The sequence below is a fragment of the Geomonas anaerohicana genome, assembly GCF_016458305.1.
GTDB lineage: Bacteria > Desulfobacterota > Desulfuromonadia > Geobacterales > Geobacteraceae > Geomonas > Geomonas anaerohicana.
The window spans coordinates 572121-586579 of the sequence record NZ_JAEMHL010000001.1 but is presented as its reverse complement, the minus strand read 5'-3'; the positions used below and the strand labels follow the sequence as shown (position 1 = coordinate 586579).

Here is a 14459-nt window from a genome sequence, read left to right as displayed (position 1 = left end):
TCGACGCGATCGCAACGGAGCCGGGCGCATGATTATTCGCCCCTACAGTCCTTCCCGCTCCCCCCACTTGTTGCCAACCAGCCAATCTCCGCTACTGTTCTACCTTGTTCCCAAAAGTGAGAAATCTGCCGGTGGGGCACCTGCCGGCGCGGGAGGTGCGGCGATGGCATACAGTCCCTGGATCGGCAACCTCAAGGTGAACGGACGCTGGGGTAACTACGGCACGGTGAAGCTCCTGCTGGACGAAACCACCGGCGGCGCAACGGCACCACAACTCAATATCAGCATTGAGATCGCGGCCCAAGGCACGGCGCCGGAGCAGTTCGAGGTCGAGCTCTTCAGCAACCTGAACCGCCGCGACTTCGTCAAGACCCACGAGCCGCTTGCCGACTCCGGCGGCCCCACGTCGTACTGGATGCCCCACCGGATGGCGTTCCAGGGCAACTCCTTCGACAACCTGGTCTTCGGCCTCACCCTGCCGGTGGAGCAGTGCGGCGCCTACCGCCTCACCGCCCGCTACCGCGCCACCGGCTCCGACACCTGGTGGTGGCACAACGACTTCCCCCCCTGGCCGGATACCCCCCTGCAGCGCGACTGCGCCGTCGTGGTTTCCCCCCACAAGGCTGCCAAGGCGTGCCTGTACGAGGCCAACGCGCTCACCGTGGAGGCCCTGGCCGGCGGTTCCTACGAGAACCGCAGCACCCTGGACGACTTCCTCTCCACCCATGATTTCGACGGCTTCAACCCCTTCCAGCTCACCTACATCACCAACGACCTCGGCTTCAACACGCTCTGGCTCATGCCGGTCTTCCCCAACACGCAGTGGCGCTGGGACCGCCAGAAGTGGGATTGGGCGCCCAACGACAGCCCGGGGAGCCCCTACTCGTCACGGGACTACTGGAGCATCAACCGCTGGCTCGCCGACAACGCCGCTGCCGACCGCGCCCTGGAACTGCTTAAGATCCTGTTCAAGGAGGCAAGCGACGTGGACCTGGACGTCATCCTCGACCTCGCCTTCAACCATGCCGGCCGCGATGTCATCTACGGTGCAGGCGCGATCGACCTCGGCTTTTGCACCATGCAGGAAGCGGAAAACTGGATCCGGCAGCACAGGCCTTCCTGGTGCACCCGCGGCACCGCCTTCGTCGACGGGCACAGCGTCCCCTACTACCGCGAGGCCGCCCACTCCGACTTCGAATGCGCGGTCTGGGCGCCCACGGACCGCCTCAACGAGCACATCTGGGACGACGCCAACGTGGACTGGTTCTTCGGCGACTACTCGGCCCTGGGCCCCAAACCGGGCCGGGGCACCGACTACTGGGGCAACCCGGTAACCCACTGGGATCCGAAGGGGAACGCCGAGGACGAGCGCGACCTCTTCTACACCGACCTCGCCTCCGACAGTGATACTGAAAAACTCTGGCAGTACTTCGGCTACATCCTCCCCTACTGGATCGAAAAGAGCGGCGGCAAGCTGGCGGGGATCCGCGCCGACTTCGCCCAGGGGCTCCCCAACCAGCTCTGGGAGTACATCGTCAACCGCACCAGAAAGGCCCGCTGGGACTTCATCTTCCTGGCCGAGGTGCTCGACCCGGACGTGATCCAGTACCGGCTGAACCGGGTCTTCGACGTATTGACCACCAAGGACCACCACCTGTACCGGATGAACACGGTGAGGATGACGGATCTGTTTCACTCGCTGGAGGAGGAGAGCACCCTCTTCGGCGGTGAGGCGCTGGTCATGCACAACGGCTCCAGCCACGACGAGGTGGACAACGACAACAAGTGGGCCATGATGGCCCGCTACGCCGTGACCGCCTCGATGTACGGCTGCCCGATGGTCTTCATGGGACAGCCGCTGGGACTGGCCGACAAGCTCCCATTCCGGGACAGCTGGGCCAACATGTACAAGGCATGGACCGAGCACATCCCCGAGCGTGAGGCCGTGGGGCGAATGTACCTGAAGATCAACCAGGCGCGAGCCGCGACGCCGGAGCTGCGGGAGCCGAACCGTTACTTCCTGGGCCTGGTCGGGGGCGGGTTCCACGAGGAGATCTTCTCGGTGGCGCGCTGGCGCGGCGAGAACGGGGAGAAGGACGCGGTGACGCTGGTATTCGTGAACCTGAACGTAACTGGGGGAAACGCGGGGGTGTTCCGCCTGCCCGAGCACATCAGGCTATCGGGCCAGTACCAGGCGAGGAACCTGGTGGCGGACGACGCGCACCGCGACCTGTGGCCGGAGCCGCGGGAGGCGCGGGAAATCTACGACAACGGCATCTACGTGGTGTTCACGCTGCCCAACGAGGTGCAGTACCTGAAGCTGGTGCCGGTCTGATCACCCGTTCGGCACGCGGGGGCGGCTTCACCCCGCCTTCCCCAGCACGAAATCGGCGATGGTGTGGGCTATCCGGTCCGAAGCGCAGCGGTCGTTGTTGAAGAGCATGTCATAGAGGGCGGGGTCGTGGCCGTTTTGGTTAAGAAAATCGCTGGTGAAGCGGTCGCGCACCTTCTGCTGCCGGTGCATGAGCTTCTCGGCCTCCTCCTCTTCGATATTGAGGCGACGGGCCAGTGTGGCGATCTTGAAGGCCTCGGAGCCGTAGATCCTGAAGTGGTAGGAATGCTCCAGGTGCCTCGCCACGATGGCTCCGCCCAAGTCAAGGATCAGGACGTTGCCCTGCTCGGCGAGCGCTACCACGTGCTGTGACAGCGGCAGGAAATAGTCGTAGTTGCTCTTCCAGCGCGAGGAGAAGGTAGCCAGGATCTCGGACAGGAGCCGGTTGTTTTCGCCCAAGGTGCGCAGGATCTCCTGGGACAGGTTGTGGCGCTTGGCGACCTCCTCGATGATGGCGCGGTCGATCATGACCCATTCCTCGCCGGTCCGCTGCATCAGGATGTCGCGCAGAAGCTCCGCCGTCGGATAACCGGTACAGCCGTACTCCCGGGAGATGGTGATGCAGGGACGGGCCTTGGGCTTGGCGTGACGCGACGCAGCCTTCTCCTTCTGTCTGCGGTTGTACTCCTCGAGGCTTCCTATCCGCAAATCCACCGACGGTATGAACAGGTTGTCAGGCATCTCTCTCTCCTTCTTCCGGGTTGGCCTTAGCCGCTCATCTCCTTCAGTTCCCGGATCAGGTCCACCTGGCGCTGGAAAATGAAACGGGACAGGATCCCCTCCGCCTGGGCGTCCGAGCTGATGGAAAAACGGCAGAGGTCGCCGTCATCGCCACAGGCAACATCCACCACGGTTGCCGGCACCTCCAGCAGGCTCACCGTGTTGTGCAGCAGGTTGGGCATCCGCACCTTGAGCAGCACCTCGTCTCCCTTGGCCAGTTGGCTCGGCTGCGCGCTCAACGCCGAGAATCCCCCCAGGGAGACATCCAGCGCTTGCGCCGCCACGGTGCGCCCAGAGGCGATTATCTCGGCCTCACAGGGCGGATCCAGTTCGAGCCGCAGCGAGGCGCGCTGTTCCGCCATCAGGTCCACGTAGCTGAAGTTGTGCAGCGAGGCCACCATGCGCCGCACGTCCGCGTCCTTGACGTCGGCCAAGAGGGTATGGCTGAAGGTGCCGCACTTGATGCAGGTCCGCCCGGACAGCCCCAGGGCCACCGCCTGCTGCGGGTGCACGTCCAGTTCCAGAACCTGCCCGCTGACCTCCACCAGGTTGGCCGGATAGCTGATTGGCAGCCCCTTGTAGTAGTTCAGCAGTTTCACCCTGGTCCCCGCGCCGCTCTTGATGATCTCCCTGAAGCTTGAGAGTATCTCCGCCGAGTCCTGTTCCAGGGAGATCTGCACCGTGGGCCGGTAAAAGTTAGGTTCCATGTCGGGTTCCCTTCCGGCTTCAGAGCAGGCCGTGACGGTGCAGGATAGCCATCAGGTCGGCCCGCGCCACCGGCTTCACCAGGTAATCGGAACAGTCCCCGTCCCACATCGCCTCTTCCATGTTGGCAGGGGAGTTGAGGGCGGTGGTCATGATGATCACGCTCTTTTTTCCGGCACTCCCGCGTTCCTGTTCCGCCTGGCGCATCAGCTTGAGGGCCTGCTGACCGTCCATCTCCGGCATGACGATGTCGAGCAGCACCAGGTCGAAGGGTTGCCCCTGCTGCAGCGCCGAGGTGAAGCGATCCACCCCCTCCCGGCCATTGCCCGCCGTCTCGATGTCCGCCACTCCCTGCAGGAACATAATGAGCCCCTCACGAAGGAATTCGTTGTCCTCTATGATCAAGCACTTCATCTCTCTCCCCTTACCGCCTGCTGCGATGGCGAAGCGACCGATGTCAAAGCGGATTTGACAACGACTGGCTACCTGACCTGTTCAGCTTATCGGCACCCCTTAATGAACCTTGAAGAGGAAGCGGGCTGATTTTTTCATGCGAGCGTCGCCTCCCCCTGCCCGGCTTCTTCCTCGAGCGCCCGGCGCACCGCCTCCTCGAACCCGGTCAGGGGGATGGGCAGGATCTTCCTGATCTCCTGGTCGTGGCAGATGACCTCGTTGCCCAGCCCCTCGATGAGCGGCATGGAGATGGACGGCTTCACCGGCGTGATGAGCCAGACCCAGTAGGAGGAGAGCTTCGGGGTCAGCAGGGGGACGGGGATGATCTTGATGAACTTCTTTTCCACCTCGGCGAAGCGCTCCATCATGTCGCGGTAGGAGAGCAGTTCGGGCCCGCCGATGTCGTAGGTGTGCCCGGCGGTGCGCCCGTCTTTCAGGCACCCCACCAGGTAGGCGATCACGTCCTGCACCGCGATGAACTGGCAGCGGGTAGAGACCCAGCGCGGCGTGATCATGACCGGCAGCCGCTCCACGAGGTAACGGATCATCTCGAAGGAGGCGCCCCCCGCGCCGATGATGACGGCAGCCCTCAGGTAGGTGGTCTGGAAGGCGCCGCGCTGCAGGATCCTCGCGACTTCCAGGCGGCTCGCCAGGTGTTCCGAGAGCTGGTCACCCTCCTCTCCCAGCCCTCCCAGGTAGATGACCCTTTTCACCCCCTGCATCTCCGCCGCCGCCACGAAGTTCTCCGCCGCCTGGCGGTCGCGCTGCTCGAATCCCGCGCGCTCGCCCCCCATGGCGTGCACCAGGTAGTAGGCAGTCTCGATCCCCCGCAGCGGCGCAAGCAGCGAATTGCGCTGCAGCAGGTCCCCCTGCGCCACCTCCACCTGCGGCGGGAAAACGACATCCGACCTGCGCACCAGGCAACGGATCGGGATCCCCTCCGCCGCCAGGGCATGCACCAGTCTCTTTCCGATAAAACCGGTGGCCCCGGTGATCAGTACCTTCGCTTTTGCCTTCTCTGTCTGGGTCACGATCCTCTCCGCTGTGGCAGGTCTTTAACGCATGGGAATTGAATCAGTTTAGGGGCTGGGCAGTCAAAGTCAACACCGTGGCGCAGCTGTGTGCACTCCGGTGCCGGTCGTAAAGTTTGTCGCTTTAAAACCTGCTCATCATCTATTATCATTGCTACTCGGGCCGCCGTCATTGGCAAGTCCTCAACTAACTGCACTGAAGGAGCATAGTCATGAGAGTCATGGTGGATCTGTGCATCGTCCCGCTGGGTGTCGGCGTATCCCTTTCCAGCTACATCGCAGCCTGCGAAAAGGTGCTCAACGAAGCCGGGCTGAAGATCGCGCTGCATTCCTACGGCACCAACATCGAAGGGGAGTGGGACGAGGTTTTCGCCGCCATCAAGCGCTGCCACGAGACCGTCCACGCCATGGGCGCTCCGCGCATCACCACCACGGTGAAACTGGGCACCCGCACCGACCGGGAGCAGACCATGGAGGACAAGATCAGGAGCGTGCAGGAGAAGATGTAAAGAAGAGACGTCAATCAAACCCTCAGGAGGTTCGCCTATGTCGAAGAAACTGGTGGTGTGTTTTGATGGGACCTGGAACAAGCCCGATGACGGCAGCGACGGCAAAGATACCAACACCAACGTCGAGAGGCTCTTCGCCTCCATCTCCGGCGTCAATGCCCGCAGCTACTCCGGTGGCGATCTGACTGCCGGCACCCTGAAATGGTACGACTCCGGGGTGGGCACCAAGTGGTTCGAACACATCCGCGGCGGCGCCTTCGGCTACGGGCTGTCGCTCAACATCCGGGAGGGGTACAAGTTCCTGATCGACAACTACGACCCCGGGGACGAGATCTACGTCTACGGCTTCAGCCGCGGCGCCTATACTGCCAGGAGCAAGGGCTACATCACGATCAACCTGGAGTTGCCGGTGCCTGCGCAGTGATGTAGGGACGCGAATAAGGGGACCGGCTCCGCTAGGGGCCTGTCCCCTTAGTGTTTGGGGAAGGTTGCTGAGCGGGAAGGAGCGTTCCGCTAAAGGGACAGGCACCTAACGGAGCCAGTCCCTTCTGGCGCGGCAGGTCGTGGCTACTGCATCTCCACCGAGAGCATTTCGATTTCGAAGAAGACGTCCTGGTCGGCGGGGAGGGGTTCGCGGTAGTCGCGCCTGCCCAGGGAGAGGGAGACATCGCCGCCCATGCCGGGGCCGAAATCATAGGCGACACCGGGGGCGCGGTCGGTCGAGAAGGCGAAGTGGGAGCCCAGTGGAAACGGGAAGAGATTGGCCTCGTTGGCAGGGACGCGGATGACGCGGTGATCACCGCGGGCCATCCCCATCAGCCCCTGCTCCAGTGCAGGCGGAACGCGTCCCGCTCCGACCACGAACTCGAGGGTGTTGTGCTCGCCGACCAGGTAAACCCTGCCGTCATCGAGCCTGCACTTGTACCTGATGTTGATCCTTTTGCCGGGTTCGGTTTCCATGGGGCACCGCCTTGGTTGGGGTTGGGGCCAGAAACCAGACTATAGTAGCAAAGACATTAGTTATTTCAAATTTATCGCCGGGGACGGCTAGATTCCGATCCAGGCCGCGCCGAAGACGCCGGCGGAATCTCCGAGCTCGTTTTTCAGGATCGGCGTGCGCAGGTCGTTGTGAAAGGCGTAGTGGCGCACCCGTTCCACGCCGGCGTGATACAGCTCGTCAATATTGGAAAGCCCCCCTCCCAGGACCACCGCATCTGGATCAAGGACGGAGATGAGGCCGCCAAGGCTGCGGCCGAAATCGTCGAGGAAGGTGTTGAAGGCCAACAGCGCCCGCGCGTCCCCGCGGCGGGCTTCGGCCACGATCTCCTCCATGGTGAGGCTCACCCCGTTGCGGGCCAGATACGCCGCCTCCACGCCGGACCCGCTGATCTTGGTCTCGATGCAGCCGCGGTTGCCGCAGTAGCAGGGTGCCCCGGCGGGATCGATGGAAACGTGCCCCCACTCGCCGCTGATCCGGTGCGGTCCCTCGCGCACCACGCCGTCGTAGCAGATCCCGCCGCCGCAGCCGGTCCCCATGATGACGCCGAACACCACCTGGTGCCCGGCACCTGCGCCCTTGCGACACTCCGCCAGGGTGAAGCAGTCGGCGTCGTTGCGCACCCCTACCCTTCTCCCCAAAAGCCGCTCCAGGTCAGCCTGAAAGGGACGGCCGATGAGGCAGACCGAGTTGGCGTTACGCACCAGGCCGGTGAGTGCATCCACCGAACCCGGAATACCCACGCCCACACTATAGGGTGTGCCCTCTGGCACTCGCGCGGCGAGGTCGCGCAGCAGATGCGCCACCGACTCCAGGATAGCCTGGTACCCCTCGGCGAGAGGCGTGGACCGCCGCTCCCGCACCAGCACCGCGTCCGCAGGATCGAGCAGCACCCCTTCCGTCTTGGTCCCGCCCAAGTCAATGCCGATGCGAAACATCTCTGTTGCAACCATTGCTGCTCCTGTCACCGGGTGAAGTCCGACCAGCATAAGAGAATTCGTAACACTTAATCAAGCATTCAAGATCGCCGGTTGTCTGACGATACGGTTTTATCGAGATCCCCTGCCACTGACAGAGCCTACAATTGCTTGGGAGGTCGTCCATAATGGGACAGTTACAGAGAATCATGTTTGCGTTGATCCTCGTTGTCTGTGTTGCAGGCTGTGGAGGTGGTGGTTCGCCTACGCCGCCTGCGGTGCGAGGTGTCGCCGCGACAGGTAAGGCGCTCGGCAATGCTGCGGTGACAGTGATCGACTCCCAGGCGGCCGTTAAAACAGCAACGACTTCGGCAGCAGGAAGATTCAGCATCAACGTCTACGGGATGACCGCACCGTACGTAGTAAAGGTCGATGCCGGCGCGGGCCGATTCCTTTACTCCTTTGCCGACGACGCGGGCACCGCCAATGTCAACCCCTTCTCCGACCTGGTGGTCCGCTCTGCATGTGGCGGGGCCGCCGCCGAAACCTCTCACGGTATCATCAGGGGAAACCTTGCCGGCGCCGTTGCGCAACTTAAGGCAAGGTTCGGCATCATGTTGACCACCTACCACGTGCCGAACGACTTTGACCCGCTGCATTCCGCCTACTCGATAGGAAATGCCCTGGATCGGCTCTTCGATGCCATTACCGTAACCGTCGCCGGCGACGGCGCATCGGTGACCATAACCAACACCGCAACCGGCGCAACTATCTACATCGCCACAATAACGTCCTCCGGCGCCTTCGGCGGTACTGTTGCCGATGCAAATGTACCGACACCTTCAACCAGGGGCAACGAGAGCTTTACCACCACGCCCAAAGTCGCTGCGGGATACTACGCATCCATGGCTTTGAAGGCTGACGGCAGCGTCTGGGCCTGGGGCAACAACAACGACGGTCAGCTAGGCGATGGGACCACCGCCTCCCGAACCACACCCATTCAGGTGCACGGCTTGGGCAATATCGTCGACATAAGAACCGGCGACAACACCCCCATAGCCATGAAAAATGACGGCACAGTATGGATCTGGGGGCGGGACCAACGTCATGCAGATCATACGACCATGGCAGCTCCGAGCCTTACTACGCCTCAGCAGTTGCCGGGCCTGTCACAGGTGACTGCCATCGCCGCCGGCCACAGCCACGGGGTCGCGTTGAAAAGCGACGGCACGGTCTGGTGGTGGGGGCGGGATTCCTACCCCATAACGTTCGCGACAGCGCCGGCTCAAATCGCGGGGCTAACCGGGGTCAAATCAATATCCGCCTACTACGCCCTCAAGACCGACGGAACTGTCTGGACCTTGAATTTTGCCACGACTCCGGAGCAGGTTACCGCCCTTTCCGGCATCAGTTCATTGATGGAGCTTGGGGCTGGAGCCATGGTTCCAAATGGGGGGCAATATGCCATCAAGTCGGACGGCACGGTGTGGAGCTTGGGAACCACCGTTGCGGAGATCACCACCATTTCCGGCCTGACGGCAATCTCGGACTCTATTTCCGGGGGGCTCAATTACCCGATCAAACCGACGGTGGCGTTGAAAGCGGACGGGACCGTGTGGAACTGGGGGGGAGACGAAACCGCCATACAGGTAAGCTCTCTGGCCGGAATAACCGGTATATCGGTAGGTCTTGATTATGTGCTGGCACTTGAAGCAGACGGGACCATCTGGGCATGGGGCAACAATTTCAGCGGAGCATTGGGCGACGGCACTACCACGAACCGGGCAACGCCTGTGCGGGTCAGCGGTTTACGACTCAGGTGACTGCTGCGCTTCAAGCAAAAGACACCCCCGCAGGCTGCTGTCATGCGGGGGTGTCTTTTTCGCCGGCGCAAACCGACGTTTTCTATCCCCTTCGGGGCGTCAGGTCCGAGCGGTTTAGGGCAGCAAGTGCCGCTTGACGAAGGGTGACCCTTACGCCTTCCCCCCTGCCTCACCCGCCTCTAACGGCTCCGCCTTTTTCTCCTTGAAGAACACCACGAAAGCGCCGCTTCCTCCCATGTCGCTGGGAGCCTGCACAAATTCCGCGATCATCCCCTTGCCGTGTTCCCTGAGCCAGTTGGCGACGGCCACCTTCAGCACCGGCTCCCCCGGAGAATTGTTCCCCTTCCCGGTAATCACCAGCACCCCTTTCTGACCGCGGTTGTACGCCGCCTTAACGAACCTCTCCAGGTTTTCCAGCGCCTCGTCGCGGGTGAGCCCGTGCAGGTCGAGCTGCAGGTCGATCCTGATGCCGCCGCGGCGCACCTGGCGCAGCCGGTTTACCGCCGCCGGGCGCGGAGCTGCCTCCTCTTCCTGGACCTGGTCCGAAAACCGGACGTCGAGCCGCAGAGCTTCCAGGGCCTTCAGGAAGACTTCCTGATCCTCCTCGTCGCGACGGGCCTTCGCCGTCTGTTGCGCCTTCACCTGCGCCGGCGGCATGGTACCCGAGATCCGCTTCACCCCGGCCACGGCCTCGAAGAACAACATCTCGTCCGACATTTCCTGTGCTGGCTTCGCGGGCTTCTCCTCCTTCTTCTTGGGAGGAACCGGGGCCGACGGCGCACCCTGCAGGTTGAGAGTGGCACCCTTGAGTGCCTGGAAGGGGGAGGCGCTGAACTCTTTCTGTTTGGGTTGCTGTTTCTCTTTGTCCTTCTTTTTCATGGGGCGGGCCCTTTCCTTTGCTTCTGCTCTGCCTGCGGGCCATTGCTGCGGAGTGACCAATGCGCGCCAGCATAAGCTGCTGTTTTTGCGTGTATTGAAGGGGGAGGTGGTGCGACTTCGAGAGAGGAGATAAATTAGCCTGCTCCAATCGGCATGGTATACTACCAAGGTTTTGGGGTGCATGTCAACGATCAGTGTCGGCCAGCGGCAGGTACTGCGATCCTGGCGCACGCGGGGGAAGGTGCATGGAAAGCTACGGCAACTACCCGAACCAGACGGCCCGGAAAGACGGGATGGACGACTCCGGACTGGAAATAGCCTCGCTGCTGGTGAAGTCCGGCTACCTGGCGGAGACGCAGCTGGCCTACGCCCAGCGGGTGAAGACCAAGCTGGCGACGCCAAGGACTCTGATCGCGGTGCTGCTGGAGCTGGGCTTTTTCAGCCGGGAGCAGCTGCGCGAGACCCTGCGCAACAATATTATTTCGGTGAAGCTGGGCGCCCTGCTGGTGGAGTTGGGTTACCTGAAACCGGCCGAACTGCAGGCGGCGCTCGGCATCCAGCGTGACGGCGACAACAGCAAGATGCTCGGGGAGATCCTCGTGGAGCAGCGCTTCATCGAGGAGTACACGCTGGCCGAGGTGCTCGCCTTCCAACTGGGTTACCCCTTCATCGACCTGCAGGCCGCCGATATCGACCGTTCGCTCCTGGCCAAGGTGCCGCAGCACTGGCTCGCGCAACACAACTTCGTCCCGGTCCGGGAGGAGAACGGACAGGTGTTGGTAGCGATAGCGGATCCACTGAACCTGGAGGGGAGAAGGACCGCGGAGAAGCTCTTCGGGCAGGGCAACACCATCTTCGCCATCTGCACCATGAAGGCGATCCGCGACGCCTTCACCCTGCTCAAGAGGGGGATGATCCAGGGGGACGGCACCGCGACCGACGAGCACACCGTCACCGGCATCGTCAACTCCATCTTTGAGGAGGCGCTCAAGGAGGGAGCCAGCGACATCCACATCGAGCCGATGCGCAGCGCGCTCCGGGTCCGCTTCCGCCGGGACGGCATGCTGGTGCTCTACAAGGACCTCGCCAAGGAGCTGGCGCTGCCGGTCAGCAGCAGGATCAAGGTCCTGGCCGAGGCCGACATCGCCGAGAGAAGGAGGCACCAGGACGGCAGGATCTGCTACGAGAGTCCCAAGACCGGCGCCACGCTGGACATGAGGGTCTCCTTCTACATCACCATCTACGGCGAGAAGATCGTGCTGCGCCTTTTGAGCATGAAGGGTGAATTGCTGGACCTGAAAGAGATCGGCATGCCCGGGCGCATGCTGGAGCGCTTCATCGACGACGCGCTGGACACGCCCAGCGGCGTCCTCATCGTCACCGGCCCCACCGGCAGCGGCAAGACCTCCACCCTGTACAGCTGCGTGCAGCACCTGAACGAACTCTCCACCAGCATCGCCACCGCGGAGGAACCGGTCGAGTACGTGATCGAGGGGATCGCCCAGTGTTCCATCAACCAGAAGATCGGGGTGACCTTCGACGAAACACTGCGCCACATCGTGCGCCAGGACCCGGACATCATCGTGCTGGGTGAAATCAGGGACAGCTTCTCCGCCGAGACCGCGATCCAGGCCGCCCTCACCGGGCACAAGGTGCTCACCACCTTTCACACCGAGGACAGCGTCGGCGGTCTGTTGCGCCTGATGAACATGGACATCGAGGCGTTCCTGATCGCCTCCACCGTGGTCTGCGTGCTGGCACAACGCCTGTTGCGCCGGGTGTGCCCGGAGTGCGCCGAACCCTACCTCCCCAACCCCACCGAGCTAAGAAGGATCGGCTACAGCAACGTCGATCTGAGAGGGGCCGAGTTCAGGACCGGGCGGGGTTGCGGCAAGTGCCGCTACAGCGGCTACCGGGGGCGGGTGGGGGTCTTCGAGATGCTGATCCTGAACGAGCTGGTGAAGGACGCCATCCTGAGCAAGAAGACCTCCTACGAGATCCGGAAGATCTCCACCGAGAGCACCGGCATGGTGACCCTCTTGGAATCAGGATTGTGCAAGGCGGCACGGGGCGAGGTATCGCTGCACGACACGGTGCGGCTCCTGCCCAGGATCGGCAAGCCGCGCCCGATCGCCGAGATCAGGCGCCTTCTGGGGGAATGACATGCAAAGCAAACCCTTCGTCGACGTCGTCAAAGAGCACCTGGAATCGGAAACGCTCAACCTCCCGGTGTTCCACCCGGTCGCCGTGAAGCTGCAGGCGATCCTGTCCGGCAAGGATTTCACCATCGACCAGGTAGTGGCGCTCATCATCAAGGACCAGGCACTGACCAGCCAGATCCTCCGGCTGGCCAACTCCGCCTTCTTCAGCGGCCTGGCCAAGGTGACCACCATCACGGACGCGGTGGTGCGGCTGGGGGCACGCGAGATCGCCAGCGTGGCCATGCTCGCCTCCCAGCAAAACAGCTACAACAGCTTCACCCATCCGGAATTGAAGAGTCAGTCGCAGATTCTTTGGAAGCACGCCATCGGCTGCGCCATCGGCACCCGCTGGCTGTGCGAGAAAAGCGGCTACAAGCAACTGGCGCAGGAGGGGTTCATCGCCGGGCTCCTGCACGACATCGGCAGCCTGTTAATACTCAAGGTGCTGGAGGGGATCGTCAACGCCGACACGGAGCGGAAAGGGATTTCGCGCGAGCTCACCGCGGAGATCATGGCGGCGATGCACACGGAATCGGGATACCAGCTGATGCAGAAATGGAACCTGCCGGAGGTGTACTGCACCATAGTGCGCGACCACCACAAGGAACTTACCGACACCGGCGACGTGCTGCTGAGCCTGGTGCGGCTGGTGGATCACGCCTGCCGGAAACTGGGGCTTGGGGGGGCGCCGGAGCCGAACCTGATGCTGGCGGCCACCTTCGAGGCACAAAGCATGGGGATCAAGGAGATCATGCTCGCCGAGCTGGAGATCATGATCGAGGACGCCATGGAGATGGTCACCGCTGCCTCTTGAGAAACTCTACGAATCCCTCGTCGAAGATACGCTGTACTTCCCACTTTTCACCACGGTCCTTGGCCTGGCGGATGGCCTTCACCTGGCAGCCGATGAAGGCGACCAGGAGGATGAAGGCCAGGGCGATCTGCAGGCGCCAGGCGAAGGTCGACATCCTCGGCTCCGGCGACGGCAGCACCCGCGGGGTCTGCTGGGAAAGCTGCAGCAGTTGCTGCGCGGAGATGTAGCCGATCAGGCGGTCGCGGTCGGCCTCGTCGATCATGCGGTAGCGCACTGCGGTGCTGAAACGCATCTGATCAGGGAGGTCCCGCACCTCGACCACCTCCCCCACTATTTCCACCAGGTGCTGGACGTTGGGAATGTAGATGCTCAACTCGATCAACTGCCCCACGATCAGCTTCTGGTTGATGTTGATGCGCAGCCCGCCGCCGGAGATGTTGGCTGCCACCGGCGGGGTGTCCTTGCGCTTTTCAAGCCTGGCCCGAATCTCCTCCCGGCTGTCCTCCAGCTCCTCAGGTTCCCCCGGTTCCGGGGTCTGGGCCGCGAACTCCATCTCCCGGCGCCGTTGCAACCAGCGCAGCCGCACGTCCGCCTCGATCTGGGACAGGGGCAACCGGTAGTCCAGGGGGAGGTAGACGTCCTGCCGGTAGTACTCCCTGGGCTCGAAGGGGTAGACCTCCTCGATGAGGCGCAACGCCAGGCGGTGCTCGACGCTGTCCACCTGCACCAGGACCGCGCGGCAGGTGAGCGACTGCTCCTGCTCGGGAAGCCCCACGTTCAGGGTCTGCCCGGTCTCGAGCCTGGCCTCCTCGGGGAGTTGGTCACGGGAGAGATCGACCAGCAGCAGGTCGTCGTCCAGCACGGCCACCGAGCCCCATTCCGGGAACCAGCCGCCTCCCTCCAGCGGAATCCCGACGCGAACCCGGGTCCCTTCCCGGAAGTACCGCGCGTATTGTTCCAGCTCCTCTGCCATAGCCCCTCCGTCCTGCCAAGCTCCTCTTCGGTCGCTGGCGCGGAA

14 protein-coding genes are annotated in these 14459 nt (G+C 62.8%); 6 read left to right on the top strand and 8 right to left on the bottom strand.

Going from position 1 to position 14459, the window contains the following annotated elements; all coding sequences use genetic code 11:
• Positions 1-163 precede the first annotated feature (163 nt).
• Complete coding sequence (locus JFN91_RS02450; RefSeq protein ID WP_199387616.1) at positions 164-2335, top strand: alpha-amylase family glycosyl hydrolase; 2172 nt, start codon at positions 164-166, stop codon at positions 2333-2335.
• A gap of 27 nt (positions 2336-2362) precedes the next feature.
• On the opposite strand, the gene JFN91_RS02445 is transcribed toward JFN91_RS02450, so the two are convergent.
• From JFN91_RS02445 to JFN91_RS02430, 4 genes are all read right to left on the bottom strand, one after another.
• Positions 2363-3073 carry a cytidylate kinase-like family protein gene (locus JFN91_RS02445; protein ID WP_199387615.1) on the bottom strand — a complete coding sequence of 237 codons (711 nt, stop codon included), beginning with the start codon at positions 3071-3073 and terminating at the stop codon, positions 2363-2365.
• Between the two features lie 26 nt (positions 3074-3099).
• Positions 3100-3819 carry a PilZ domain-containing protein gene (locus JFN91_RS02440; protein ID WP_199387614.1) on the bottom strand — a complete coding sequence of 240 codons (720 nt, stop codon included), beginning with the start codon at positions 3817-3819 and terminating at the stop codon, positions 3100-3102.
• Between the two features lie 19 nt (positions 3820-3838).
• On the bottom strand, positions 3839-4231 hold the full coding sequence (locus JFN91_RS02435) for a response regulator (protein ID WP_199387613.1): 393 nt from the start codon (positions 4229-4231) through the stop codon (positions 3839-3841).
• Between the two features lie 134 nt (positions 4232-4365).
• Positions 4366-5301 carry an NAD(P)H-binding protein gene (locus JFN91_RS02430; protein ID WP_199387612.1) on the bottom strand — a complete coding sequence of 312 codons (936 nt, stop codon included), beginning with the start codon at positions 5299-5301 and terminating at the stop codon, positions 4366-4368.
• A 212-nt stretch (positions 5302-5513) separates the two neighbouring features.
• Here JFN91_RS02430 and JFN91_RS02425 point away from each other — a divergent pair, with 212 nt between their 5' ends.
• On the top strand, positions 5514-5810 hold the full coding sequence (locus tag JFN91_RS02425) for an MTH1187 family thiamine-binding protein (RefSeq protein ID WP_199387611.1): 297 nt from the start codon (positions 5514-5516) through the stop codon (positions 5808-5810).
• 37 nt (positions 5811-5847) lie between these two features.
• Positions 5848-6234 carry a phospholipase effector Tle1 domain-containing protein gene (locus JFN91_RS02420; protein WP_199387610.1) on the top strand — a complete coding sequence of 129 codons (387 nt, stop codon included), beginning with the start codon at positions 5848-5850 and terminating at the stop codon, positions 6232-6234.
• Positions 6235-6377: 143 nt separating this feature from the next.
• On the opposite strand, the gene JFN91_RS02415 is transcribed toward JFN91_RS02420, so the two are convergent.
• Positions 6378-6770 carry an FKBP-type peptidyl-prolyl cis-trans isomerase gene (locus JFN91_RS02415; protein WP_199387609.1) on the bottom strand — a complete coding sequence of 131 codons (393 nt, stop codon included), beginning with the start codon at positions 6768-6770 and terminating at the stop codon, positions 6378-6380.
• A gap of 87 nt (positions 6771-6857) precedes the next feature.
• A complete protein-coding gene (locus JFN91_RS02410; RefSeq protein WP_199387608.1) occupies positions 6858-7760 on the bottom strand; it encodes an ROK family protein in 903 nt (300 codons plus the stop codon).
• 152 nt (positions 7761-7912) lie between these two features.
• Here JFN91_RS02410 and JFN91_RS02405 point away from each other — a divergent pair, with 152 nt between their 5' ends.
• The gene (locus JFN91_RS02405; RefSeq protein ID WP_199387607.1) at positions 7913-9547 is read left to right on the top strand and encodes an RCC1 domain-containing protein; all 1635 of its coding nucleotides are present in this window, start codon (positions 7913-7915) and stop codon (positions 9545-9547) included.
• A 150-nt stretch (positions 9548-9697) separates the two neighbouring features.
• Here the strand turns inward: JFN91_RS02405 and JFN91_RS02400 are convergent, their stop codons facing one another.
• Complete coding sequence (locus tag JFN91_RS02400; RefSeq protein WP_199387606.1) at positions 9698-10426, bottom strand: Smr/MutS family protein; 729 nt, start codon at positions 10424-10426, stop codon at positions 9698-9700.
• A 245-nt stretch (positions 10427-10671) separates the two neighbouring features.
• Between JFN91_RS02400 and JFN91_RS02395 the strand changes: the two genes are divergently transcribed.
• A complete protein-coding gene (locus JFN91_RS02395; protein ID WP_199387605.1) occupies positions 10672-12588 on the top strand; it encodes a GspE/PulE family protein in 1917 nt (638 codons plus the stop codon).
• 1 nt (position 12589) lies between these two features.
• A complete protein-coding gene (locus JFN91_RS02390; RefSeq protein ID WP_199387604.1) occupies positions 12590-13441 on the top strand; it encodes an HDOD domain-containing protein in 852 nt (283 codons plus the stop codon).
• Here JFN91_RS02390 and JFN91_RS02385 read toward each other — a convergent pair.
• Entirely contained in the window at positions 13425-14414 is a 990-nt protein-coding gene (locus JFN91_RS02385; RefSeq protein ID WP_199387603.1) for a PilZ-like domain-containing protein, read from the bottom strand. The two genes, JFN91_RS02390 and JFN91_RS02385, sit on opposite strands and share 17 nt — an antisense overlap.
• Positions 14415-14459 lie beyond the last annotated feature (45 nt).

What these genes read in the sequence shown, in the direction of transcription:
- JFN91_RS02420 (WP_199387610.1), top strand. Translation starts at nt 5,848, where the DNA reads ATGTCGAAGAAACTGGTGGTGTGTTTTGATGGGACCTGGAACAAGCCC.
- JFN91_RS02440 (WP_199387614.1), bottom strand. Translation starts at nt 3,819, where the DNA reads ATGGAACCTAACTTTTACCGGCCCACGGTGCAGATCTCCCTGGAACAG.
- JFN91_RS02425 (WP_199387611.1), top strand. Translation starts at nt 5,514, where the DNA reads ATGAGAGTCATGGTGGATCTGTGCATCGTCCCGCTGGGTGTCGGCGTA.
- JFN91_RS02445 (WP_199387615.1), bottom strand. Translation starts at nt 3,073, where the DNA reads ATGCCTGACAACCTGTTCATACCGTCGGTGGATTTGCGGATAGGAAGC.
- JFN91_RS02405 (WP_199387607.1), top strand. Translation starts at nt 7,913, where the DNA reads ATGGGACAGTTACAGAGAATCATGTTTGCGTTGATCCTCGTTGTCTGT.
- JFN91_RS02450 (WP_199387616.1), top strand. Translation starts at nt 164, where the DNA reads ATGGCATACAGTCCCTGGATCGGCAACCTCAAGGTGAACGGACGCTGG.
- JFN91_RS02415 (WP_199387609.1), bottom strand. Translation starts at nt 6,770, where the DNA reads ATGGAAACCGAACCCGGCAAAAGGATCAACATCAGGTACAAGTGCAGG.
- JFN91_RS02395 (WP_199387605.1), top strand. Translation starts at nt 10,672, where the DNA reads ATGGAAAGCTACGGCAACTACCCGAACCAGACGGCCCGGAAAGACGGG.
- JFN91_RS02410 (WP_199387608.1), bottom strand. Translation starts at nt 7,760, where the DNA reads ATGGTTGCAACAGAGATGTTTCGCATCGGCATTGACTTGGGCGGGACC.
- JFN91_RS02435 (WP_199387613.1), bottom strand. Translation starts at nt 4,231, where the DNA reads ATGAAGTGCTTGATCATAGAGGACAACGAATTCCTTCGTGAGGGGCTC.
- JFN91_RS02400 (WP_199387606.1), bottom strand. Translation starts at nt 10,426, where the DNA reads ATGAAAAAGAAGGACAAAGAGAAACAGCAACCCAAACAGAAAGAGTTC.
- JFN91_RS02390 (WP_199387604.1), top strand. Translation starts at nt 12,590, where the DNA reads ATGCAAAGCAAACCCTTCGTCGACGTCGTCAAAGAGCACCTGGAATCG.
- JFN91_RS02385 (WP_199387603.1), bottom strand. Translation starts at nt 14,414, where the DNA reads ATGGCAGAGGAGCTGGAACAATACGCGCGGTACTTCCGGGAAGGGACC.